Genomic DNA, 24,989 nt, shown 5'->3' on the forward strand with positions numbered 1-24,989 from the left:
TTCCTTAATCCATTTGTAAGTCTCTCTTAATAGCGTAGCAATCGGGTATACTCAGGCGCGCCAGGTTTACACCCTGGTGCGCCCTGCGCTTCGAGTTTTGTGGAGAGTCATTTTGCGTGTCAGCCGTTCTTTAACGATCAAGCAGATGGCGATGGTTTCTGCCGTCACCATGCTGTTTGTCCTGCTCTTTTGCGTAATTTTGCTGTTTCATTCCGTACAGCAGAATCGCTATAACACGGCTTCGCAGTTAGAAAGTATCGCCCGCTCGGTGCGAGGCCCACTCTCTGCCTCTATCCTGAAAGGGGATATTCCCGAAGCGGAAACCATTTTGAAACGCATTCAGCCGGCTGGTGTCGTAAGCCGGGCGGATGTTGTGCTGCCTAACCAGTTTCAGGCGTTGCGGATGAGCTTTATCCCGGAACGCCCCGTCCCGATGATGGTGATGCGCCTGTTTGAACTGCCGGTGCAGATTTCACTGCCGGTTTATTCGCTTGAACGGCCTGCTAATCCACAGCCATTGGCCTACCTGGTGTTACAGGCGGATTCCTATCGCATGTATAAGTTCGTCATGAGCTGGGTGGTTACGTTAGTGACCACTTGCTTACTTATGACACTGATCCTCAGCGTGGCGTTAACCTGGTGCATTAACCGACTGATTGTACATCCATTGCGCCGTATCGCCCGCGAGCTGAATGCGCTTGCGCCGCAGGATCAGATGGGGCATCAGCTTGAGCTGCCGCGTCTGCATCATGACGATGAAATTGGTATGCTGGTGCGCAGTTATAACCTCAATCAGCAGCGTATTCAGCGTCAACAGGATGAGTTAAGCAACAGCGCCACTCGATTCCCGGTGTCCGAGCTTCCCAATAAAGCCTTTTTGATGGCGATGCTGGAGCAGACTGTTGCGCGCCAGCAAACCACGGCGCTGATGGTCATCGCCTGCGAGACCTTGCAGGACACGGCTGGCGTGCTCAAGGAGAGCCAGCGCGAAATGTTACTCCTGACGCTGGTGGAAAAAGTGAAGTCTGTCCTTGCCCCGCGGATGGTACTGACTCAGGTCAGTGGTTATGACCTGGTTGTTATTGCCAACGGTGTGAAAGAGCCCTGGCATGCGATCACATTAGGTCAGCAAGTACTCACTGTCATTAATGAACGCTTGCCTGTTCAGGGTATCCAGCTTCGTCCAAGCGCCAGCATCGGTATCGCGATGTACTATGGCGACTTGACGGCGGAACAGCTATATCGGCGCGCGTTCTCGGCGGCCTTTACCGCCCGGCGCAAAGGGAAAAATCAGATCCAGTTCTTCGACCCGGAACAGATGGAAAAGGCGCAACAGCGCCTGACCGAAGAGAGCGATATCCTGACCGCGCTGGATAACCGTCAGTTTGCCCTCTGGTTACAGCCGCAGGTGAACTTGCTGACGGGAGAAGTGAAAAGTGCTGAGGCGCTACTGCGTGTACAGCAGCCGGATGGCTCATGGGAGTTGCCGGAGGGGCTGATTGAGCGCATCGAATCCTGTGGTCTGATGGTCACTGTCGGTTACTGGGTGCTTGAAGAGTCCTGTCGTCAGCTAGCCGCCTGGCAGGAGCGGGGCGTGACGCTGCCGTTATCGGTCAATTTGTCAGCCCTGCAGCTTATGCACCCGACCATGGTTTCAGAGATGCTGGAGCTGATCCATCGTTACCGAATCAAGCCTGATACGTTAACTCTGGAAGTGACCGAGAGCCGACGTATTGACGACCCTAATGAGGCGGTGGCGATTCTGAAGCCGCTGCGTAATGCTGGCATTCGCATTGCACTGGACGATTTTGGCATGGGGTACGCCGGGTTGCGCCAGCTTCAGCACATGAAAACCCTTCCGGTGGATGTGCTCAAAATTGACAAAGCGTTTGTCGACGGCCTGCCGGACGACAGCAGTATGGTGCAGGCCATTATCCAGATGGCACGCAGTCTGAACCTGCATCTTATTGCCGAGGGGATTGAGACCGAAGCGCAACGCGCCTGGCTGGCAGAGGCGGGCGTGGAGAGCGGACAAGGCTTCCTTTTTGCCCGTGCTGTTCCTTCGGATGTCTTTGAACAACGATACCTTTCTGGTCCTGACAATAACGCAAAAGTGTAATTTTGTTGCTGGCTTGTGCGAGTCAGCTCAAAGTTCTTAACATTTGTGTTTCAAATTTGAACTGAGTTTATTTCTGTCCTGTTATGTGGGTGTTATTTTAAAGCCGCAGGTTAACCATAACCTTACAAAGCCTGTGGTTTTTCTTCCCAAGGACACCCTATGAAAACCTCACTCTTCAAAAGTCTTTATTTCCAGGTCCTGACAGCCATCGCCATCGGTATTCTGCTGGGTCACTATTACCCAGAACTGGGCGCACAAATGAAACCGCTTGGCGACGCGTTCGTTAAGCTCATCAAAATGGTCATCGCCCCGGTGATCTTCTGTACGGTAGTGACGGGCATCGCGGGCATGGAAAGCATGAAAGCGGTAGGTCGCACCGGCGCTGTGGCACTTCTGTATTTCGAAGTGGTCAGTACCCTCGCGCTGATTATCGGTCTTATCATCGTTAACGTGGTGCAGCCAGGTGCGGGTATGAACGTTGACCCGTCAACACTGGATGCTAAAGCGGTCGCGGTTTATGCCGATCAAGCGAAGGATCAGGGCGTCGTCGCTTTCCTGCTGGACGTAATACCTGGCAGTGTCATCGGCGCGTTCGCCAGCGGAAACATCCTGCAGGTGCTGCTGTTTGCGGTCATGTTTGGCTTCGCCCTGCACCGTCTGGGTAGCAAAGGTCAGCTGATTTTCAATGTGATTGAAAGCTTCTCGCAGGTGATCTTCGGTATCATCAATATGATCATGCGCCTGGCGCCGATCGGTGCTTTCGGTGCGATGGCCTTTACCATCGGTAAATATGGTGTCGGTACGCTGGTGCAGTTGGGTCAGCTGATTATCTGCTTCTATATCACCTGTATCCTTTTCGTGGTTGTGGTACTGGGCTCCATCGCCCGTGCGACAGGTTTCAATATTTTCAAATTTATCCGTTACATCCGTGAAGAGCTGCTGATTGTACTGGGGACGTCTTCTTCAGAGTCGGCGCTGCCGCGTATGCTCGATAAGATGGAGAAACTGGGGTGCCGCAAATCGGTGGTTGGGCTGGTGATCCCGACGGGTTACTCTTTCAACCTTGATGGGACCTCGATATACCTGACAATGGCGGCTGTGTTTATCGCTCAGGCGACCAACAGTCATATGGATATTTTCCATCAGATTACCCTGCTGGTGGTGCTCCTGCTCTCTTCTAAAGGTGCGGCGGGCGTGACAGGCAGTGGCTTTATCGTGCTGGCGGCCACCATTTCCGCAGTGGGTCACCTGCCAGTGGCGGGTCTGGCGTTGATTCTGGGTATTGACCGCTTCATGTCTGAGGCGCGTGCGTTAACCAACCTGGTGGGTAACGGCGTAGCAACTGTAGTGGTGGCGAAACTGGTGAAAGAACTGGATCACAAAAAGCTCGACGACACGCTGAATAACCGTTCAACTGACAGCAAAAATCCTGGCTTAACCTCTTAAACTTGTCACAAATGCCCGTATTCCCTTGTCGGGATGCGGGCTCCTGCGCATAATAACTGTTCATACCTGTCATAATTCGACAAGATTTTTTTTGGGTATATTTCACTTCTGACCGTGACGTTTTGCCGAACGCGCGGTCTAATTGACGTATTTTCATCGTCATCTTTAAGAGTGAGGCGCGTCGCGAGACACTCTTTTTTTAACCAGGAATGTTGATCAGGGGTTCACATGCAGGGCACAAAAATTCGACTCTTAACCGGCGGTTTGCTGATGATGGCAGCAGCCAGTTATGTGCAGGCAGATGCGCTCCAGCCAGACCCGGCCTGGCAACAAGGGACATTAGCGAACGGTTTTCAGTGGCAGGTTTTAGCCACCCCACAACGTCCCAGCGACCGTATTGAAATCCGTCTGTCTGTGAATACCGGCTCTCTCACGGAAAGCACCCAGCAAACTGGGTTTAGCCATTTTATTCCCCGGCTGGCGCTCACTCAGAGCGGCAGTCTGCAAGCGGTTCAGGTGCGTTCGCTTTGGCAACAGGCCATCGATCCGAAACGCCCACTTCCTCCGGCTGTGGTCTCGTATGACTACACCATGTTTAACCTGAGCCTGCCAAATAACCGTAACGATTTGCTCAAAGAAGCCCTGACGTATCTCTCTGATGCCGCTGGCAATCTGGCGATTACGCCGGATACCGTTAACTATGCCCTGAGCAACAGTGACATGGTGGCGACCTGGCCTGCGGATACCAAAGAGGGCTGGTGGCGTTACCGCCTGAAAGGCTCCACGTTACTTGGGCATGACCCGGCCGAAACATTGAAACAACCGGTGGATGCTGAGCAGGTAAAATCGTTCTACCAGAATTGGTACACCCCGGACGCGATGACGCTGATTGTGGTGGGCAACGTGGACAGCCGCGCGGTGGTTGAGCAGATCAACAAAGCGTTTGGCGAGTTGAAAGGTAAACGTGAAACACCCGCTCCCGTCCCGACGCTCTCTCCACTGCGTACAGAGCCCGTCAGCATTATGACGGACACCGTGCGTCAGGACCGACTTTCCGTCATGTGGGATAACGCCTGGCAGCCTATTCGTGAGTCCGCGGCGCTGCTGCGCTACTGGCGTGCGGATCTGGCGCGTGAAGCGTTGTTCTGGCACGTTCAGCAGACGCTCAATAAGAACAGTGTGAAGAATATCGGTCTTGGTTTTGACTGCCGTGTGCTGTTCCAGCGCGCACAGTGTGCCATTAACGTTGAATCACCGGGTGATAAGCTGAATGCGAATTTAGGTGTGGTCGCGAAAGAGCTGGCGAAAGTGCGCAAAGAGGGGCTGTCCGAAGAGGAATTCAACGCTCTCGTGGCGCAGAAAAAACTCGAGTTGCAGAAGCTGTTTGCGACCTACGCGCGCGCTGATACCGACATTCTGATCAGCCAGCGTATTCGCTCCCTGCAGAATCAGGTGGTGGATATTGCACCGGAACAGTACCAGAAGCTTCGTCAGGACTTCCTGAACGATCTGACCGTCGATATGTTAAATCAGGACTTGCGTCAGCAGCTGTCGCAGGAAATGGCGTTGATCCTGCTGCAGCCAAAAGGCGAGCCGGAATATGACATGAAGGAACTTCAGTCGACCTGGAATTCCATTATGGCTACCGCGCCGCAGCCGGTGCAGGCCACGACAACTGATGATTTACATCCGGACACGACGGATACTCCTCAGGGGCAGTAATGCGTAAATATCCCCTCTCCCAACGGGAGAGGGGATCAGCCCACACCTTACTTAAACAGGCATCGCCTCACGCGGAATAATCGCCCCGCGATACTGAATCACGGTGCTGGCCGTCAGATGCCCGCGCTGTGCCGCTGCTTCCGGCGTTCCACCCGTCAGACGTACCGCCAGATAGCCCGCGCTGAATGAATCCCCTGCCGCCGTGGTATCAATCACTTTCTCTTTGGCCAGCTTCACGGCCGGAACCTCAACCGACGCTTCACCTGCAATAGCGACCAGGCACGAATCTGCACCTCGCTTAATCACCACTTCGCTCACGCCAGCGGCCTGTGTGCGCGCAATCACCTCCTCTACCGGTTTCTCACCCCAGAGGGCGTCCTCATCATCAAGGGTCAGGAAGGCGATATCGGTGCATTGCAGCATCTGCAGATAAACCTGCTGCGTTTCTTCACGGCTGGCCCACAGGCGGGGGCGGTAGTTGTTATCGAAAATAACCTTACCGCCGTTGGCACGGCATTCGCGCAGCAGAGAGAGCAGTTTTTCGCGACTGTCCTGGCTTAAGATTGCCAGGCTGATCCCGCTCAGATAGAGATAATCAAACGTGGCCAGTTTTTCACAGATGTCGGCGGCAGCATCACTCTCAAGCCAGAACTTAGCTGCGGCTTCGTTACGCCAGTAATAAAATGTGCGCTCGCCGGTGCTGTCGGTTTCGATGTAGTAGAGCCCCGGGAGACGGTTTTCCATACGCTGGATCAGCGAGGTTTCAACGTGTTCACTCTGCCAGGCGTCCAGCATTTGCTGGCTGAAATTATCGGTACCCAGTGCGGTGACATAGTTCACGGTGAGCGCCTCAGGTGCAACCTGACGGGCAATATAAACGGACGTGTTTAACGTATCGCCACCAAATCCGCGGCTGACTTCCGCGCCTTTTTGTGACAGTTCAATCATGCATTCGCCAATCACGGCAATTTTTTTGGACATAGTCGTGAACCTGAACAGAAGAATTATCAGCAGTGTGCGCTGAGTGAATTAACTGGTCAACTATATTAAAACAACGTTCCATTATTTTATTTGAGCCAGCGCGTGTTCCTGCTCACTTATGTCATCTTAATTTCATTTTCCCCATGAATTGAACATAAAGTTCTCAATTGTTGCGCCGATAATCCTGTGACGAGTCCAGAAAGGCTATCCCAACAACAGGACATCTGAAATGAAGTCAGAGCAGGTTATCCAGCGGCTGAGCACTACGCCTGAGGCAAGTATTGAGAACTTGCAGGAGCATCGCTACTGGCTGCAATGTGAGCGCGCGTACACCTATCAGCCCATCTACCGGACTGATGGTCGACTGATGGCAATTGAAATTTTGACCGTCGTCACGCATCCATCAAACCCTTCTCAGCGTATCGCACCGGATCGCTATTTTGCTGAAGTTGCCGTTCGCCAGCGCCTGGATGTGCTGGAAGAACAGCTCCGTATGCTGGCGACGAAGCAGGCCTTTTTCGAGCAGAATGATATCCTCGCCTCGGTGAACGTTGATGGCCCAACTCTGCTGGCGCTGCGTCAGAATGCGAAATTGCAGGAATTGATCGCCACCCTGCCATGGATGCGCTTTGAGCTGGTCGAGCATGTCCGACTGCCGCAGGACTCTTCGTTTGCTTCAATATGTGAGTATGGCCCGCTGTGGCTGGATGATTTTGGCACTGGCATGGCGAACTTCTCTGCCCTGAGTGAAGTGCATTATGACTACATTAAAGTGGCCCGCGAGCTGTTCATTATGCTGCGCCAGACCTCTGAAGGGCGGAATCTGTTTACGCTGTTATTACAGCTGATGAACCGCTATTGTCAGGGGGTGATTGTCGAAGGCGTGGAAACGCTGGAAGAGTGGCGTGATGTGCAAAACTCTCCTGCAGCGGCGGCGCAAGGCTATTTCCTCTCTCGCCCGGTCCCCATGGATCACCTCGATAACGTGATAACGACCCTCTGATAAGCCCGCTTCCCTTTGTCTGAACTATAGTTTTACAGGACAGGTCATCAGGAAAGGGGAAAACAATGACAAAAACAGCCAGGGTAATCTCCTGGGTTGCAGGGATTTTCTTGTTGTTGATCGTGGTTTTCGTCGTCATTGTTGCGACGTTTGACTGGAACCGTCTTAAGCCGACCATCAACCAGAAAGTCTCAACCGAGCTGAACCGTCCCTTCGCCATACGTGGTGATTTAGGGGTGGTTTGGGAACGTCAGAAAGAGGAGACAGGCTGGCGAAGCTGGATCCCCTGGCCACATGTTCACGCTGACGACATCATCCTCGGCAACCCGCCAGATATCCCGGATGTCACCATGGTGCATCTGCCCCGCGTTGAAGCCACGCTAGCCCCGTTAGCGCTATTGTCCAAAACGGTCTATCTGCCGTGGATCAAGCTTCAGCAGCCCGATGCACGGCTGATTCGCCTCTCTGAAAAAAACAACAACTGGACGTTCAACCTTGCCAGCGACAGCGAAAAAGATCCGAATGCCCAGCCTTCTTCCTGGTCATTCCGTCTCGACAATATTCTTTTCGATCGTGGGCGGATCGCCATAGACGATAAGGTCAGCAGGGCGGAGGTGGAGATCCTGGTTGATCCGCTGGGCAAACCATTACCATTTAGCGAATTGACTGGCAGCAAAGCGAAAGGTGACAACACCAACGTGGGTGATTACGTATTCGGCCTGACAGCAAAGGGACGCTACAACGATCAACCTCTCAGCGGTAAAGGGAAAATAGGCGGCATGCTGGCGCTCAGGAGCGAAGGCACGCCGTTCCCGGTGCAGGCGGATTTCCGTTCCGGAAATACCCGTGTGGCGTTCGTGGGGACGGTCAACGATCCGATGAACATGGGGGGTGTCGATCTACAGCTGAAATTTGCCGGTGATTCGCTGGGCGAATTGTATCAGCTCACTGGCGTGCTACTGCCGGATACACCGCCGTTTGAGACCGACGGCCATCTGGTGGCGAAAATCAATGCAGAAAAATCGTCGGTATTTGATTACCGGGGTTTCAACGGTCGTATTGGTGACAGTGATATCCACGGCTCACTGACTTACACCACCGGGAAACCGCGCCCGAAACTGGAAGGGGATGTCGAGTCCCGCCAGCTGCGTCTGGCTGACTTAGGCCCGCTGATAGGTATTGATTCCGGTAAAGGTACGAAGACAAAAGAGGTGAAGAAAGACCTCCAGCCCGCGGGGAAAGTGCTGCCCTACGACCGCTTTGAGACCGACAAGTGGAATGCAATGGATGCGGATGTACGCTTCAAAGGCGGCAAAATTGAACACGGCAGCACGTTGCCAATCAGCAATCTTTCGACCCATATTCTCCTCCAGAATGCCGACCTGCGCCTGCAGCCGCTAAAATTTGGCATGGCAGGCGGGACAATTTCCTCGAACATTCACCTGGAAGGCGATAAAAAGCCGATGCAGGGACGAGCCGATATTCAGGCCCGCAGGCTGAAGCTGAAAGCGCTGATGCCGAACGTGGAGCTAATGCAGAAAACCCTCGGCGAAATGAACGGTGATGCCGACATTCGCGGCGTAGGGAACTCCGTGGCGGCGCTGCTGGGAAGCAGTAATGGCAACCTGAAGCTTCTGATGAACGACGGACTGGTGAGCCGCAACCTGATGGAGATCCTGGGGTTGAACGTCGGTAACTACGTTATCGGGCAAATCTTCGGTGATGACGAGGTACGGGTGAACTGCGCAGCGGCCAATCTGGATCTGGTTAATGGCGTGGCACGCCCGCAGATTTTTGCCTTTGACACTGAAAACGCAGTCATTAACGTGACCGGTACCGCCAGTATGGCCTCCGAGCAGCTTGATTTGACGATCGATCCGGAAAGTAAGGGGATTCGTATCATCACCCTGCGCTCGCCGCTTTATGTGCGCGGCACCTTCAAAAACCCCCAGGCGGGTGTGAAGCCCGGGCCTCTGATTGCGCGTGGTGCGGTGGCAGCAGCCCTCGCGACGCTGGTTACCCCGGCAGCAGCGCTGCTGGCGTTGATTTCACCTTCAGAAGGAGAAGCGAATCAGTGCCGGACGATTTTGTCACAGATGAAGAAGTAGCTCCCTTTCTCCCTCTCCCTGTGGGAGAGGGTCGGAGTGAGGGCATCAGCCCGCAGTGAATTACAGGGACTGATGCTTAGTCTCATGCGTCAGCAGCAGTGCAATCAGCGTCAGCGCTGCCATCGCTGCCAGATAGACACCGACATAGAACAGACCATAGTTTGCCTGTAACCAGGTCGCGATGTACGGAGCAACAGACGCGCCCAGAATGGAGGAGACGTTGTAAGAGAACGACGCACCGGTATAACGCACTTCCGTCGGGAACAGCTCCGGCAGCAGCGCGCCCATTGGGCCGAAGGTCAACCCCATCAGGCTCAGGCCAATGAGCAGGTACGCCATCACCAGCGCCGGGCTACCGGAACTCAGCAGTGGTGGGAAGACAAACAGGGCAAACAGAATGATCAGCGTGGTGATCACAATCATGCTTGCGCGGCGACCAAATTTATCCGCCAGCAGACCTGCAATCGGTACCATCACACCAAACCCAATCACTGCCATCATCAGCATCCACAGCACTTCGTTACGCGGCAGGCCCAACCCAACCGGCGCGGCGGCGGTACTGAATGTCATGGAGTAAACGGTCATGATGTAGAACAGGGTATAGGTCGCCAGCATGATAAACGTGCCCAGCACGGTCACGCGGACGTGTTTGGTCAGCAGCGTGCCCAGCGGTACTTTCACCTGTTTTTTCTCGGCGGCAACTTTCGCGAAAACAGGGGTTTCATGCAGAGAAACACGGACATACAGACCAATCAGCACCAGCACGGCAGAGAACACAAACGGGATACGCCAGCCCCAGCTCATGAACTGTTCATCTGTCAGCAACCAGGAGAGCAGCAGGAACGTCCCGTTGGCAAAGAAGAAGCCAATGGGGGCGCCAAGCTGCGGGAATGAACCATACAGCGCACGTTTACGCGCCGGTGCGTTCTCGGTCGCCAGCAGCGCTGCGCCACCCCATTCACCACCCAGCCCCAGACCCTGACCAAAACGCGCCAGCGCCAGCAGAACGGGAGCCAGAATGCCGATAGTTTCGTAAGTTGGCAGCAGACCGATGGCCACGGTGGAGATCCCCATCGTCAGCAATGAGGCCACCAGGGTGACTTTACGCCCAATGCGATCGCCAAAATGTCCAAACAGCGCAGAGCCAATCGGACGGGCAACAAACGCGATAGCAAAGGTGGCCAGAGATTGTAGCGTGGCTGCCGTCGGGTCTCCCTGCGGGAAGAAAATATGCGGGAAGACGATGACCGCAGCGGTGGCATAAATGTAAAAGTCGAAGAACTCGATGGCGGTGCCAATCAGCGATGCGACGACAACTTTATTGCGCGAATTTACCGGAACGTTTTCTGCACCAGAGTCGAGTGTTGTGGCTGTTGCTTGCATAATATTTTCTTATTTTTTGTCGAACGAAAGGCCATATTACGCACAGCAAAAGCGACATTTCAATCTGTAACAAAGCTGTTGGTTGGTGATAAAAGCAACAAAAAGCGGATAATTTTCAGTCCAGCCAAAACACGTCTATGAAATGCTTCACAGATTTCAAATATTAGTCAATAAAACTGGTTTTTGGTTAAATAAAAGTTACAGGCTGGATTTATATGCTGAAATGATGGATCGGGCTGAAATTTCAGCCCGGAAGAGGCATTACCGATGCGTTTTCCCCGGCATCCTCGGGTCATCTTTGTACTGAGCGGTGGCAATCCACGCTGCGCAGAACAAGGTCAGGCGGGCGAAAAAGTAGAAGAACGCCATCAGTCCCAGTACTGAGCCAAACGCTGCGCCAGAAGGGGACTTAACCAGTGCCGGCAGGGTCCAGGTCATCACAATTTTGATTACCTCAAAGCCTATCGCCGCAATCAAGGTTCCACGGATCAGCGCCTTTTTACGCGGACGATGGCGAGGCAGACGCCAGAAGATCCAGAAGAACAGCAGGTAGTTAGCGAAGATGGAAATCACCAGACCAATGCCGCGCCAGGCGGGTTTCAGCCACTCGATATAATCGAGATAGAGCGCAGAGATAATCATCTGCTGCGCGGAGCCTGCCACGGAGGTAATAGAGAGTGTTATGACGAGCGCGACGAGAAGGCCAATCAGCGAAACAAAGTCACGAATATACTTAACCCAAATCTTTTCCTGATCCTGAGGTTTGCGCTCCCACGCCTCGCGCGATTGGGCGCGAATGGCCTCACGCAGGTTGCCCATCCAGTTAACGCCAGAGTAAAGGGCAATCAGCAAACCCGCGATGCCGACCGTGGTACGCTGTTGGACGGCTGTATTGATGGTGCTTTTGAGCGTACTGGCAAGAGTCGGGTCGCTGACATTATTCAGGATCTTAGCGAAGATATCCTGAAGCAGCGTTGGGTGCGACGCGAGCACAAAACCGGCCGCCGCAAACGACACCATCAGGATCGGGATCATCGACAGGAAAGAAAAATAGGTGATGGCGGCACCAAACTGGTTTCCCATGCGGTCATTGAAGCGCTCGGCCGCACGTATCAAATGCGCCACCATGGGAAACTGCTGAATTCTCGCGACGATGCCAGTGACGGTTCCCAGCGCTTTGCTGGCGGCGCCTGGCGATTTGGCCTCTTCGGGCCCGGTTTCCATCTTTTTGATGGGATCATAATCTAACTGTTGGGTGGGTCGTTGCGGGTTGTTTTCCGGCGTCACGCGTCTTTTCCTTTTCGTTTGGCTGGATGTGATTGAATTATAGCTTGCGACTAATCCACATAAGCTTTTGTGAGTTCGGTAAGCCACTCCATAAACAGATGTACCCGGCGGGAGAGGTTACGGCGATGGGGATAAATCAGAGAGACAGGCATCGGTTCGGCCTTGTATTGCGGGAGGATCTCAATCAGCTTCTTCGCGCGCAGTAAATCGCGTACCCCAACCCGTGGAACCTGAATAATGCCCAACCCGGCGAGGCAGGCAGCCTGGTAAGTTTCCGTGCTATTGACGGTTAACACCCCGCCCGTTTTTATCCACTGTGTTGAGCTGCCGTTATAAAACTCAAAGCCCTGGGGACGGTTGCCCAGCATGGCAGCGTAATGAATGACGGCATGTGAGCCTAAATCGTCCAGCGTTTCCGGGTAACCAAAACGTGCCAGATAATCCGGGCTGGCACAGTTAATCACCGACAGTTTACCTAGTGGACGCGCGATAAGCCCTGAATCCTTCAGTGTGCCGACGCGGACGACACAATCAAACCCTTCGCGGATCACATCCACCAGACGATCGCTGCTGCTGAGTTCCAGTTCGATACCGGGATACTGCTGCAGAAAAACAGGCAGTTTGGGGATGACTAAATTTCGTGCAACGGCAACGGGCATATCCACCCGTAACCGCCCGCTGATGCTGGAGGGGTCGTGCTGAAACATTCCATCGAGTTCATCAAGGTTTGCCAGCAGATCTTTTGCTCGTTCGTAATAGACCATGCCGTCCTGCGTCAGGCTGACGCGACGCGTGGTACGGTGCAGCAGCTGGGTGCCAAGTCGGTTTTCCAGCGCCTGAATCTGCCGTGACACGCTGCCTTTCGGCAGCGTTAATGTTTCTGCCGCGCGGGTAAAACTCTCCAGTTCCGCGACGCGGACAAACAACTGCATTGCGTGAATTTTATCCATAGATGAAGCTCATTGTTGTTGTCGTTGAAACAGTGAAGCGTTTTATCCCATCTTTATTGATTTTCTATCACCTAATAAGCTCTTTCTCAATCTCCATAACAGCCAAAACGAGGTTTATGATGACTGAACGTATCGCATTAGTGACGGGTGGTAGCCGTGGACTGGGTAAAAACGCGGCTTTGAAGCTGGCGGCAGAGGGGACGGGAATTATCCTGACATATCACCGCAGTGAGCAGGAAGCACAGGATGTTGTACGCGAAATTCAGGGAAAAGGTGTCAGAGCGGCAGCATTACAGCTCAACGTCGGGGATATCGCCAGTTTCGACCATTTTGCCCAACAGCTTCAGGAAACCCTTAACACCGTCTGGCAGCGTGACACCTTTGATTATTTATTAAACAATGCCGGAACGGGGTTATACGCGCCCTATACCGACACGACGGAAGCTCAGTTTGATGAGGCGTTAAACATCCATTTCAAAGGGCCGTTTTTCCTGACACAGCGCCTGCTGCCATTGCTTAATGACGGGGGACGGATCCTCAATGTTTCCAGTGGACTGGCTCGTTTTACTCAGCCAGGTTCAGGGACCTATGCGGCCATGAAAGGGGCAATGGAAGTGCTGACCCGTTATCAGGCAAAAGAGCTGGGCGCTCGCGGGATCGCCGTCAACATCATTGCTCCCGGCGCGATAGAAACGGACTTTGGCGGTGGACATGTGCGTGACAACGCGCAGTTGAATCAGATGCTGGCTTCACAGACCGCCCTGGGTCGGGTGGGGCTACCGGATGATATTGGCGATGCCATTGCGGCCCTGCTTAGCGATAAACTGGGCTGGATGAACGCGCAACGTATTGAAGTATCAGGTGGAATGTTCCTGTGATGCCTATTCTTAAGGGGAAGGAACCTCTTAAGGAAATCCTCAACATTAATGTGTCCAAATACTGACAGATATAAAGAACACGGGTGGATTTGTAACGTCCCCATTCATTGAGTTTTTTCTTAAATACCGCCTCTGTAGAATCCCCCTTCGCTATTCTCAGAGGGAGAGAAACGATGCGAGTAATCATGTTTGACAGGCAGTCAATATTTATTCACGGAGTGATACACAGTCTTCAGACGTTAATTCCAGAAATAAATATAACAGGAACCTGTCAGGCGGAAGATTTATGGGCTCAGGTATCAGCATCACCGTCTGCTATCGTCATGATTGACGGAAATTTAATTCAGGATGAGGAGTGCGGGTGGCTGGAAGCGCTCATGACTCGCTTCCCGGCAATATGCGTGGTCATGGTGTTAGCGAAAAAAGAGGCCCGGTGGGTTGAGCAGTTGTTGCAGCGAAACGTCATGGCCATTATTCCCCGCAAGGCGAGCCCCGAACGGTTTTCCGCCGTGCTGGATTCGGTATCCAGAGGGATGGTCTGTTTCCCCGGAGAGTGGGTTAAACAGCCATCGTCACCTCAGGCCTTATTAACCCTGAGCGAACGTCAGCGTGAAGTCCTGAAATTGCTGGCCGCAGGGGAATCTAACAAAGAGATTGGACGCAATCTCAACATCAGTGCGGCCACGGTAAAAGCGCATCTGGAAGCGCTTTTCCGTCGGCTGGATGTTAAAAACAGAACGCAGGCAGCCATGTACTATACGCGGGCGACGGTCTGAAGAACCGCTTTCGGAAGCGAGGACATCTCACCGAAGCTGAATAGCATCAGCACCAGTGCGTCATGCTGCTGTTGGGTTAATGGCTGTGCCATATTTTCCTGCAGCAGCCTCTCACATAGCTGAATGTCCTTATGAAGCAAATATTCTGCCTCAGAAGGGGTGATCAGACCGTTAAACGTTTCCCGATCGCGGATAACGTGGCCATAACCAATAACCCATAAACCGTTTTCGTCACGATATTTCGCCAGTGAAAGCCCCTGATGATTTTTTATTAACGCAATAGCGGCAGCCGATATTTTCAGTGCATGACCTTTCATATTTGTGTCCTCTTAATAGCGACACTGTAGAGGAATCAACGTCAGAGAAATATCCGCCAAATGGCTGTTGATCAGGCGTTATTGCTCAGGTATTCCTGCCTCAATAAACCGAACAACCAGTCATTATGCCAGCACCCGGCAAGGTAATAGCTCTCGCGTAACTCACCTTCCAGACGGAAATGGGTTTTTTCCAGCAGGTGTCTTGAGGCGACATTCCCCGCAGTGACGGTAGCGGTCAGCCGGCGTATCCCTCCCTGATGAAAGGCATAGTCACAAAGTGCCTGCAGGGATTCGAAGCCGTAACCTTTCCCCTGCGCCGCGGGCGCAAAAAGAAAACCCACTTCAGCACAATCCTCTTCCCGATGAATATACCCGGTGACACCCAGCGCCGTCCGGGTGGTGGCATCACGCACGACGAGACAAAGCCAGTGTGGGCTGCCAGGTGTCCATGGCGTCAGACGAGCGTCAAAAGCCTCGCGGATCTCTGCTACAGGGCGATCTTGCGCAACAAAGCGCATGACATCAGGATGTTGCTGTAATGCCAGGAAAAAGGGCCAGTCGTTTTCCTGCAGGGGTGAGTAGCTAAGGCGCGGGGTGTTTAAAACAGGCATTCAGATTCTCCTGACACTTTTTAAATGATTTTAGGGTTGTCACTTTATTTCAATAGAAAGTCAGGTATGGTTAACCTCGTATAAATAAAAAGAAAAACGGCCGTCACGTGCCATTCCGAATGTCTTCGTTGTTGCTTAAGGAAAATAATGGCTCTCAGTACATCAGATCACGTTCGCGAACAGTTCGAACACTGTCTCGCGGTCATTCGCCAGGCCTCAGTGGAAATTTTGCTTCTTCTGAATGTACATGCTTCTGAGGGCAAAGATCCACGTTGGTTTCTGGAACAACTGGACAGTGCGCGTTTAGGTCTGGGGGGCTGGGGAGCCGTTGCGAAGAAGCTCAATCTGAATGATGCCGAGATGTCGGAATTTACGCTGCAATTGCGCCTGCTTCAGCAGCGCGTACCGCAGTATGAAAGCGGGCAGGATGTGAGTGAAAACCAGCTGATTGCGGCGATGCGGTTTGTGACTGCACTGGAACACCTTCGTCTGCAGCAGCCGCTTCTGACCTACAGCACTGAACTGGCTCCGGGCAGTGAACTCCAGCAGCAACAGGCGCACAAACAGGTGCGTGCAATTGAGCTGATGTTAAAAGGGCTCATCCAGCAGGCCTGGCCCGATCAGGTGCGGTTGAATAACCATCTTAAGACGCTTTTTAACGCCGACAGGGTAAGACGCTGGTTGAAGCTTGGCGAGATTAACGATGTCCTGAGCGGCATGATGTTCAGTGAACTGGCGCAGATGCTGGTGGATAAAAAAGAGTTCAGCCGCTATTACGCTTCGCTATTCAGTGACCCGACCATGCTGACGCTGCTGGTGGAACCGCGTAAAACGCTGCAAACCTTCCTCGATGACATTCGGCAAATCCGCAACAACATTACGGTTCAGAAAACATTAAGTTCGGCGCAAATTCAGTTGCTGGATAACTATTACACGCAGATCAGCCGACCGGTTCAGCGTGCGTTTGAAGAGGGGAGAACACGCGTCAATCCGACCGGGTTAATGGCGGTAGATGCCAGCGAATTGCATACCTTCTGGGAAAAGGCGCAGAAAATGGATCGGGTCACTGGCGGGGATCTGTTTGAAGTTCGTGACACCATTGAAAAGCCGACCCAGCGCGCACCGCGCACCCCAGAACAACGCGAGCAGCTTATTTCCGGTGCGTTATGGGGGGCGGTTGGCGTCATGGTGATTGCCATCGTGGCAGGGGGCTTCTGGCTGGTGACCAGTGGTAAACCACAGCCTGCGACCGTCAGTGCCGCAGAAACAGCGCCTCCGCAGGAAATGCGCGAGACGCCTTCCTCGCGTGAAACACTGACGCGTATGGGCGTGACCTGGGACGAGAATAATTTCCGTTCGGCCATTAACCGCAACGATACCCGCGTGGTTCAGCTCTTTTTACAGGGTGGCATGGACTGGAAGCTGTCATGGACCGAAGAGGCGATGTCGGCAGGTTATGACGATGTGCTGGAACTGATGTTACGCTACCAGCAGAACATGGTTGAAGAGAAGCCATGTCGTCGCTTTATCAATACGCTCAGCCACGCCATGTCGAATGGCGAGCCTCTGACGTCAAAACGTAAAGAGTATCTGAAAGCATTCTGTACGGTGCCAGCCGTGGTGAAACGCCAGCAGCACGATCTTGATATGGCGACTCGTCGTGCGCAGTCACAACCGGATGCCACCACGAAAAAATGGCAGTCCATTCAGACCGCCATTTATGAGGTGATTCGCTGATTAGGGTTCCCCATACAACCCAATCAGCCGTCGCACCACGCCGTTCGTCCAGCCAAAGCCATCCTGCAGGGGGTATTCACCACCGCCCCCTTCGCGTGGTGTACTGCTGGCGATGTGGTACTTCTCAATGAGCTTATGGTGGTGGGTATAAAAATGGTTCACCGTCTGCAACCAACTCCAGGCGATCTCATCCCCTAGCGAATCATTTCCGTACTGCTTGAAACCCTGAATTGCCATCCATTGCAGCGGGGCCCAGCCGTTGGGTTTATCCCACTGTTCGCCAGTTTCATACTCGGTGGCGAGAATACCGCCGGGGGTGAGCAACCGCGTTTTTACCGCATCAGACAACCGCTCAGCCTGCTCATGCGTTGCCATACCAACGTATAAGGGCACAATACTTGCCGCAGAAAATAGCGCCATGACCTCGCGGCGCCAGTCGTAATCGCGGTAACAGCCATTTTCTTCGTCCCACAGGTAACGGTTGACCGCTGCGCGACGATCGCTGGCTTTCTGGCGGAACAGGTCGGCGGTTTCTTTATCACCTTTTGATGCCGAGATATTGGCGATAGCACTTTCCAGTTTAAACAGGAAAGCGTTCAAATCTATGGGAATAAACTGCGTAGTACGGATGCTGGCAAGCCGCCCTGGTTCACGTAGCCAGCGTGAAGAGTAATCCCAGCCGGAAGCCGCACCCGCGCGCAGGTCTCGATACACCTCATTGGGCGGACGACCCGAGTGTCGGGCCGTTTCCACATCCTCAATCCACGATTCGTCACGCGGGGTGTCACGGTCGTCCCAGTACCGATTGAGCAGCGAACCGTCCGGCATACGCACGGCACTGCGATAAGCCTGATTAAGCAGCAGTGACTCTGCGCCGTCCATCCAGAAGGCGTGCTCCATTTTGAGGTGCTCAAGATAACGCTTGGCCCCGCGCACCCCGTCCTCTTCAAACAACTCCACCATCAGGGCAAAAACGGGGGGCTGGGAGCGGCTGAGATAATAGGTGCGATTGCCGTTCGGAATATGGCCGTAGCGTTCGATTAGCCAGGCGAAGTTATCCGCCATGCATTTCAGCAGATCGTTCCGGCCGCTTTCGGCCAACCCCAGCATGGAGAAGTAAGAGTCCCAGTAGTAGGTCTCGCTGAAACGCCCGCCGGGGACGATATACGCTTGCGGAAGCGCCAGCAGGGATGACCAGGGAATATGATCCTGCGGCTCGCGCGTTAGCACTGGCCACAGACTGTCGATGTGCTCTTTTAGCGAAAGGCCGGGGTCGGAGACATATTCCGTGCTGTAAGTCTCCGGTAACCAGAAGTGGTTCTCCACAAACTGGCGCAGGTCGAAATCCCGGTGACGTTTGACCTTGCGATAGCGGATCAGGATATCCAGCGGATCCATCTTCGGCGCGCAGTCGGGGAAGGTTTTGCTGTCTGCAAACAGCCGTGACGACTGCACGTGTTCGAACAGTTCAAGATAGCGGTCTGCGGGCGTCAGAGCATCAGAGGCGGGTAGCCCTTCGATCATCTCGGGTTCCGGCTCCGCTTCAATCATTTCATCCAGTTTCAACTCACAGGGATCGGTCTCGTAGCGCAGCTCTTCTTCAATCCCGAACTCGATGTTCTCGGTAGCCTGTGTCTTCTGGTTGAACATGGTGATAAGGACCTCCGGTTGTGTGTTCAAAGAGATTGTTCTTCCGGGTGTCTTTAAAGCGTAGACATTCGCTTCGGTAGATGGGGAGGAATATGTGCGGCAGATCACTATTTTCGGAGCATTCGTTTTGCAACAAATTATGTAAAAAAGCCCGAACATGCCGTCGCCCGGGCATCTTCCGCAGTTCAGTATAGATAATTCCGTTTTGCCAGATCCACCAGTTCCGCCAGGCGGGTTATTTTGAATTTTGCCATGATGCGCTGCTTATACGCGCTCACCTTTTTATTATTCATATTGAGCATCGAGGCGATAATCTTATTGCTGTAGCCCGCGGAAATATAGCGCAAAATACAGATATCAATATGAGACAGCGATAATAACAGCGATGCGTCCCGGGGATACCTGGCGTGGTGATGCCATAGTTCCGGGCCATAGCAATATCCCCCGGAGGTGATCCTGTTGACGGTGGTAATAATTTTATCCAGTGAGCTGTTTTTATTTATATAACCTGCCGCACCGGCTCGGCGGCTCAACTGAATATGAAAATCACTGGAGGATGAAGACAAAATGAGAACCTGAATATCAGGGTAGTCTTTTCTTATTTGCATCAGATGAGAGAAAACCTCGGGGCTCTGTTGCAGATGTTCCATAATAATCAGGTCAGCATGTAACATCGGCAACGCGCTGTGCATTGTCTCAATCGTGGGGAATTGTGCCGCCGTCTGATAACCGTGTTCTGCTAATAAACCCTGGATGCCAGTCCGCAGTAATGAACTGACATCCATGAGAATGACTTTTTTATCTGACATTCCTGATTGTCCTGATTGGGTGACAAAAATGTCATTTTCCATCTGCGCTAAAAAAAGTTGGCTAAGACTTGTCTTTATCTTCACCATTATTTTCTGAGGTCTAAATACCATCAGGTTACTGCGCCTCTTTTTCCTCTTTCCCCCCTCTCAACAACATATAAGACCGGTTTGCGACAGGTCTTATTAAGACAAAACTTGCCAACCGAGAAGATAGTGTCAGCCAGGGAATGTATCCCGTATGGAAGTGCGTCTGGCGCGTTGCGCGGACACAGATCGATTATTTACACGAGAATTTAAACATGACTCTCAAGCCAGTAAATATTGCAGTCGTTGATAAAGATACGATTGTCAAAGCTGACGTTCTGCGCAGTGAAAAGGTTGGCAGTGCTGTCAAAATCAAAGCCATCCCGAATGCAAAATACATTCTTGCCGAAGGGAAAAATGGCGTCGCGCCAGAAAACATTACGCTGAAACGCGTGGGCAAAGACCTGTTCGTCATGCTGGAAGGCACTGATGAAGATCAGCCGCAGCTGATCATTGAAGACTATTTCGATAACCCAGGCGAGTTGGTGGGTAAAGGCGAAGATGGTCAATGGCATGAATATATCGCCACCGACGGTGATGATGACCATAAAGCCGCTTTCCTGCTGGATGGGGAATCCTCCGCTCAGGCGTTGGGCGCAGGGGCAATTGCGAGCCTGGATGGTCTGGCTGTTGCGGGTACCGCGTTTTCTCCAGCTTTGCTGGCGCTGGGTGCGCTGGCCGGGATCGGTGCGCTGGTGGGCCTGGGTGCCATTATTCGTCATAACCGTGACGATGGCGGTGACAAAAAAGGCACAGTTGCACCTGTTACCACCCCTGAACTGACTGACGTGCACGACGACTACGGCACGAAAACCGGCTCGATCCCGCAAAACGGTGTGACCGATGACGCCACCCCAACGTTTAGCGGTAAAGGTAAAGCGGGCGATATCGTTGAGTTCTGGGAAAACAACGTCAAGCTCGGTGAAACCCGTGTGGGTGCGGATGGCACCTGGACCTGGACACCAGAAACCCCGCTGGCACATGGCGACCACAGCATTGTGCTAATCGGTAAAAGCCCGGATGGCCGTACCAGCGCCCCGAGCGACTCTTTTGATTTCACCATCGATCTGGAAGCGCCAGCCAAACCGGTTATCGGTGAAGTGACCGATGATGTCGGCGCGGTGACAGGACCTATCCATAACGGTGATGCGACTGACGACAAACAACCGGTCTTTAGCGGCGAAGGTGCCACGCCTGGAGATACCGTACGCCTGATCGTTGACGACGAAGTCGTCGGTACCGCCATTGTTGGCGAAGACGGCAAATGGGAAGTGACCCCGGAGAAACCACTGCCGGAAGGCAGTCACACAGGTACCGTGATCATCACCGATCCGGCTGGCAACGACAGCAAGCCATCTGATGACTTCAAATTTATCGTTACACCTGAAAAACCGGTCATCGGCGAAGTAGAAGATGATGCCGGTACCATTGTCGGGCCAATCCAGAATGGCGGTGCGACTGACGATACGCAGCCGACCTTCCGCGGTGAAAACGGCACGCCTGGCGATACCGTCAGATTGATTGTTGACGATGAACTGGTGGGTACCGCGATCGTTGGGGACGACGGTAAATGGGAAGTGACCCCGGAGAAACCGCTGCCGGAAGGCGAACACGTCGGGAAAGTGATCATTGCCGATCCGGAAGGTAACGCCAGCGAACCCTCTGATGATTTCGAATTTATTGTAGACCTGCAAGGCCCTGACAAGCCGGTCATTGGTGACGTTGAAGACGACCAGGGGCCGGTGGTGGGTCCTATTCACAATGGTGATACCACCGACGACACCCAGCCGGTATTCAGTGGCGACAAGGGTACGCCAGGCGACACCGTGCGTCTGATTGTTGACGACGAAGTGGTGGGTACCGCGATTGTCGGCGATGACGGCAGGTGGGAAGTGACCCCTGAGAAACCGTTGCCAGAAGGCGAACATGAAGCGGTTGTGGTGATCACCGATCCGGTGGGTAACGACAGCGAACCGTCTGACCCAATCGGTTTCATCGTCGACACCACGCCGCCGGTAAAACCGACGATTGATAGCGTGTTTGATGATGCTGGCCTGAAAACGGGTAACCTGGCTAACGGCGATATCACAGATGACAGTACCCCGACCTTTGCGGGTACCGCAGAGAAAAACAGCCTGGTGCGCATCATTGTTAACGGTAAGGAAGTGGATTCCGTTACCGCTGATCCAACAGGCAACTGGACCTGGACGCCATCTCCGGCGCTGACGAACGGTCACTACGATGTGAAAGTGGTTGCCGAGGATAAGGCTGGCCTGCGTTCTGAACCGTCTGATGCGTTCTCGTTTGATCTGGTGGCAGGCGGTATTCCTCCGGCGCCAGCGATCACGGACGTGATTGATGATGTTGCTGCTCATGTCGGCACCGTACAGCAGGGTGACGTCACGAACGACGACAAACCGACCATCACCGGTACGGGTCAGGACGGTACAACGATTTATCTGTACGACGGCGCTAACCCGACGCCGATCGGTAGCGCTGTCGTAACCGGTGGGACCTGGACCATTGATTTCGACACCCCACTTGCGCAGGGCGAGCACCGCTTCCGCGCGGTCGCCGAAAACGCTGTGGGTAACCGCAGCCCGGAAACCGGCGAGTGGGTGATTATTGTTGATTCCGTTAATCCGCTGGCACCTACGGACATTGAATTGTGGGACGACTTCGGCACGCCGGGCATTATTGCGGATAACGGCACCACCGACGACAACACCCCGACCTACCGTGGGAAGGGCGAGCCTGACGGTACCGCAATCATCGATCTGGGTAACGGCACTACCGTGCGTGTCCCGGTGGATGGCAGCGGTAACTGGAGCTACACCCCGGCACCGGCCCTGGCGGACGGTAACTACACCTGGAAAGTCTCGATTGAAGACAAAGCGGGTAACGTTGGCCCAGCTTCTGACCCTATCCACTTTATCGTGGACACCAGCCACAACGGTGTATCTATCAGCCACGTGGAAGACGATGAAGGGGCGCTGACGGGTAATCTTGCCAGCGGCAGCCACACCGATGACACGACACCAACCGTTGTGGGCCGCGCTACGCCTGGTGCCGAAGTGAAAGTGTATCTGGACGGTAAGTTTGTCGGCAGCGTGATCGCTGACCCGGCTAGCGGTGAGTGGAAATATACCATCAACCCGGCGCTGACCGCTGACGGGACATACCAGATCACTGCCAGTGAAAATACCGGCACGGGTGACAGTGCGCAGACCGCACCGTTTGAACTGACGCTGGATACCCGCATACCGGTTGGCTCGTTCGATAGCGTATCGGATGACGTAGGTCTGGTGCAGGGGGACCTGGCGAACCCGGCAGTGACGGATGACACCACACCAACTCTGCACGGGACCGGCGTTGCGGGCGATACCGTCTTCATTTATGACGGCACCACACTGATTAACACCGTTACCGTCGGTCCGGATGGCTCATGGAACTACACCCTGCCTGCACAGAACAACGGCACGGAACTGGCCCTGACGACGGTCTTCCAGAGCCCAACCGGCGTAAGAAGTGCGCCGTCAGCGGAATGGAAAATCATCGTTGATACCGATGCGCCGACAAGCAGTGCGGTGGTTGATGAGATGACCCATGACTCCGGTGTCAGCGGCAGCGACTTCATCACCAACAGTGGTCAGGCCGGCAGCCTGATCAGCGGCCATCTCTCGGCCCCGCTGGAAGCGGGCGGGAAAGTGCTGGTCTCTACTGACGGCGGGAAAACCTGGCTTGAAGCCATGGTTGACGGCGACAAGTGGGCGTTTGTCGATGGGCAGGGGCACAGCGCGGACTGGACTGTACTGACGCGCGTGGTCGATATCGCCGGGAACTACACCGAATCCTCACAGAAGGTGGTGCTGGATCAGGTAGCACCGGATGAACCGACCGACGTGGTGCGCAGCGGTAACGACGTGACGGTGACGCTGCCAGGCAGCGGGATTGTTGAGGGCGACACCGTACTGGTGAAGAGCGGTGACATTACCGTGACCCATACGCTGACGGCCGCTGACATTGCTAACGGCAACGTGACCCTGAGTCTGCCACCGGGCGGCTACACCGATATTCCGGTGGGGGCGGCGATTGTTGACGCGGCGGGTAACAGCTCCAGCTACCGCACCAGCGCGTTCACCAGTACCAACAGCTTCGAAGACGATACGGAGTTCGCGGACATTAATGCTGGTGCGTGGGTGCACGGGATGCGTTTCTCCCACACACCAGATACCGGCACGGCGGATTATGAGTTCGACAGACAGGTCATTGGTACGGGAAGCACCAACAGCTTGTATCTGTACAGCACCTCAGCGGATCTCGGGATGCAAGCCAGCATGTTTGTCGACTTCCAGTATGGCGCGAAAACGATCGATTTCGTTTTCAACCCACGCTTTGCCGGCCCGTCTACGGTGGTGACGTTCTACGACATCAACGGCAATGAGATTGGTTCTCAGCCAGTGAATGCGTTCATCGGCAACCGTAACGTCCCGGTGTCGTTCACCAGCCCGGATGATACGCCAGTTTACCGGATGGAAATTCACCACGAAGAGCAGCCAACCAGCTCTGGTTTTGGTTTCAGTATCGATGACCTGGTGGTGAGCGGAACGGCGAAAAGCGTCACCCCTGGCGAGTTCCTGGCGGATAACCAGGGCGATATCTGGTACGGCGATGCGGCGGACAACCTGTATCAGGTGGCTGACGTGGCCAGCCTGACCAATGCAGTGATTCAGGGTGGAGAGGGCACCGATACGCTGAAGCTGTTGGGAGCGGATCAGCACCTGGATCTGAGCACACTGACACACCCTGTCCAGTCAGTGGAAGTGTTCGACATTACGGGAACAGGCAACAACACCCTGACGCTGAGCGCGGGTGATGTGCTGGAAAACGCCACGCAGAACCTGTTCCACGACAACGACTTCAACCAAATGATGGTGAAGGGCGATGCGGGAGACTCGGTGAACCTGAGCGACCTGTTGCCGAACGGTATGGACCCGGGGAACTGGACCGATGGCGGGACGGTAAATGTTGGGGGCGTGGAGTATCAGTCTTATCAGATGGATAGCCTGAATACCGAGATCCTCGTTCAGATGGGAGTCACGGTCACGCTACAGAACCATTAATTGAT

The 24,989-nt window shown here is 53.9% G+C and carries 17 protein-coding genes; 9 read left to right on the forward strand and 8 right to left on the reverse strand.

The window, feature by feature from the left end; genetic code table 11:
• The first annotated feature begins 112 nt into the window (after positions 1-112).
• The 3 genes from hmsP to V6E55_RS08555 all read left to right on the forward strand — a co-directional run bounded on the left by hmsP (position 113) and on the right by V6E55_RS08555 (position 5,287).
• Entirely contained in the window at positions 113-2,119 is a 2,007-nt protein-coding gene (gene hmsP / locus V6E55_RS08545) for a biofilm formation regulator HmsP (RefSeq protein WP_236919857.1), read from the forward strand.
• A gap of 159 nt (positions 2,120-2,278) precedes the next feature.
• A complete protein-coding gene (locus V6E55_RS08550) occupies positions 2,279-3,565 on the forward strand; it encodes a dicarboxylate/amino acid:cation symporter (protein ID WP_114980154.1) in 1,287 nt (428 codons plus the stop codon).
• Between the two features lie 228 nt (positions 3,566-3,793).
• On the forward strand, positions 3,794-5,287 hold the full coding sequence (locus tag V6E55_RS08555) for a M16 family metallopeptidase (protein WP_129994780.1): 1,494 nt from the start codon (positions 3,794-3,796) through the stop codon (positions 5,285-5,287).
• Positions 5,288-5,338: 51 nt separating this feature from the next.
• Here V6E55_RS08555 and V6E55_RS08560 read toward each other — a convergent pair whose 3' ends face one another.
• Complete coding sequence (locus V6E55_RS08560) at positions 5,339-6,268, reverse strand: sugar kinase (protein ID WP_316942591.1); 930 nt, start codon at positions 6,266-6,268, stop codon at positions 5,339-5,341.
• 229 nt (positions 6,269-6,497) lie between these two features.
• Here V6E55_RS08560 and pdeH point away from each other — a divergent pair, with 229 nt between their 5' ends.
• Positions 6,498-7,271 (forward strand): cyclic-guanylate-specific phosphodiesterase, encoded by a 774-nt coding sequence (pdeH, locus tag V6E55_RS08565; RefSeq protein WP_028018351.1) that lies wholly within the window; start codon positions 6,498-6,500, stop codon positions 7,269-7,271.
• A gap of 65 nt (positions 7,272-7,336) precedes the next feature.
• Positions 7,337-9,379 (forward strand): AsmA family protein, encoded by a 2,043-nt coding sequence (locus V6E55_RS08570; RefSeq protein WP_316942592.1) that lies wholly within the window; start codon positions 7,337-7,339, stop codon positions 9,377-9,379.
• A gap of 60 nt (positions 9,380-9,439) precedes the next feature.
• Here the strand turns inward: V6E55_RS08570 and V6E55_RS08575 are convergent, their stop codons facing one another.
• The 3 genes from V6E55_RS08575 to V6E55_RS08585 all read right to left on the reverse strand — a co-directional run bounded on the left by V6E55_RS08575 (position 9,440) and on the right by V6E55_RS08585 (position 12,999).
• On the reverse strand, positions 9,440-10,762 hold the full coding sequence (locus V6E55_RS08575) for an MFS transporter (protein ID WP_129994784.1): 1,323 nt from the start codon (positions 10,760-10,762) through the stop codon (positions 9,440-9,442).
• Between the two features lie 261 nt (positions 10,763-11,023).
• A complete protein-coding gene (gene yhjD / locus V6E55_RS08580; protein WP_114979281.1) occupies positions 11,024-12,049 on the reverse strand; it encodes an inner membrane protein YhjD in 1,026 nt (341 codons plus the stop codon).
• A 50-nt stretch (positions 12,050-12,099) separates the two neighbouring features.
• The gene (locus V6E55_RS08585; RefSeq protein ID WP_114979282.1) at positions 12,100-12,999 is read right to left on the reverse strand and encodes a LysR family transcriptional regulator; all 900 of its coding nucleotides are present in this window, start codon (positions 12,997-12,999) and stop codon (positions 12,100-12,102) included.
• A 119-nt stretch (positions 13,000-13,118) separates the two neighbouring features.
• Between V6E55_RS08585 and V6E55_RS08590 the strand changes: the two genes are divergently transcribed.
• Positions 13,119-13,877 carry an SDR family NAD(P)-dependent oxidoreductase gene (locus V6E55_RS08590; protein ID WP_236919901.1) on the forward strand — a complete coding sequence of 253 codons (759 nt, stop codon included), beginning with the start codon at positions 13,119-13,121 and terminating at the stop codon, positions 13,875-13,877.
• Positions 13,878-14,050: 173 nt separating this feature from the next.
• Positions 14,051-14,653, forward strand: a complete 603-nt coding sequence (locus tag V6E55_RS08595) for a response regulator transcription factor (protein ID WP_316942593.1) — start codon at positions 14,051-14,053, stop codon at positions 14,651-14,653.
• Here the strand turns inward: V6E55_RS08595 and V6E55_RS08600 are convergent.
• Together V6E55_RS08600 and V6E55_RS08605 are read right to left on the reverse strand one after the other, a co-directional pair.
• Entirely contained in the window at positions 14,632-14,970 is a 339-nt protein-coding gene (locus V6E55_RS08600) for a lysozyme (RefSeq protein ID WP_316942594.1), read from the reverse strand. The genes V6E55_RS08595 and V6E55_RS08600 overlap by 22 nt on opposite strands.
• Before the next feature lie 71 nt (positions 14,971-15,041).
• Positions 15,042-15,581 (reverse strand): GNAT family N-acetyltransferase, encoded by a 540-nt coding sequence (locus V6E55_RS08605; RefSeq protein ID WP_316942595.1) that lies wholly within the window; start codon positions 15,579-15,581, stop codon positions 15,042-15,044.
• A 147-nt stretch (positions 15,582-15,728) separates the two neighbouring features.
• On the opposite strand from V6E55_RS08605, the gene V6E55_RS08610 reads away from it, so the two are divergent.
• Positions 15,729-17,318, forward strand: a complete 1,590-nt coding sequence (locus V6E55_RS08610) for an STY4199 family HEPN domain-containing protein (RefSeq protein ID WP_316942596.1) — start codon at positions 15,729-15,731, stop codon at positions 17,316-17,318.
• Here the strand turns inward: V6E55_RS08610 and V6E55_RS08615 are convergent, their stop codons facing one another.
• Together V6E55_RS08615 and V6E55_RS08620 are read right to left on the reverse strand one after the other, a co-directional pair.
• Complete coding sequence (locus V6E55_RS08615; protein WP_316942665.1) at positions 17,319-18,968, reverse strand: alpha,alpha-trehalase; 1,650 nt, start codon at positions 18,966-18,968, stop codon at positions 17,319-17,321.
• A 185-nt stretch (positions 18,969-19,153) separates the two neighbouring features.
• The gene (locus tag V6E55_RS08620; RefSeq protein ID WP_316942597.1) at positions 19,154-19,864 is read right to left on the reverse strand and encodes a response regulator transcription factor; all 711 of its coding nucleotides are present in this window, start codon (positions 19,862-19,864) and stop codon (positions 19,154-19,156) included.
• Between the two features lie 212 nt (positions 19,865-20,076).
• On the opposite strand from V6E55_RS08620, the gene V6E55_RS08625 reads away from it, so the two are divergent.
• Positions 20,077-24,984 carry an Ig-like domain-containing protein gene (locus V6E55_RS08625; RefSeq protein WP_316942598.1) on the forward strand — a complete coding sequence of 1,636 codons (4,908 nt, stop codon included), beginning with the start codon at positions 20,077-20,079 and terminating at the stop codon, positions 24,982-24,984.
• The last annotated feature ends 5 nt before the right edge of the window (positions 24,985-24,989 follow it).

It is taken from the genome of Enterobacter sp. 342, from assembly GCF_036663495.1.
GTDB lineage: Bacteria > Pseudomonadota > Gammaproteobacteria > Enterobacterales > Enterobacteriaceae > Enterobacter.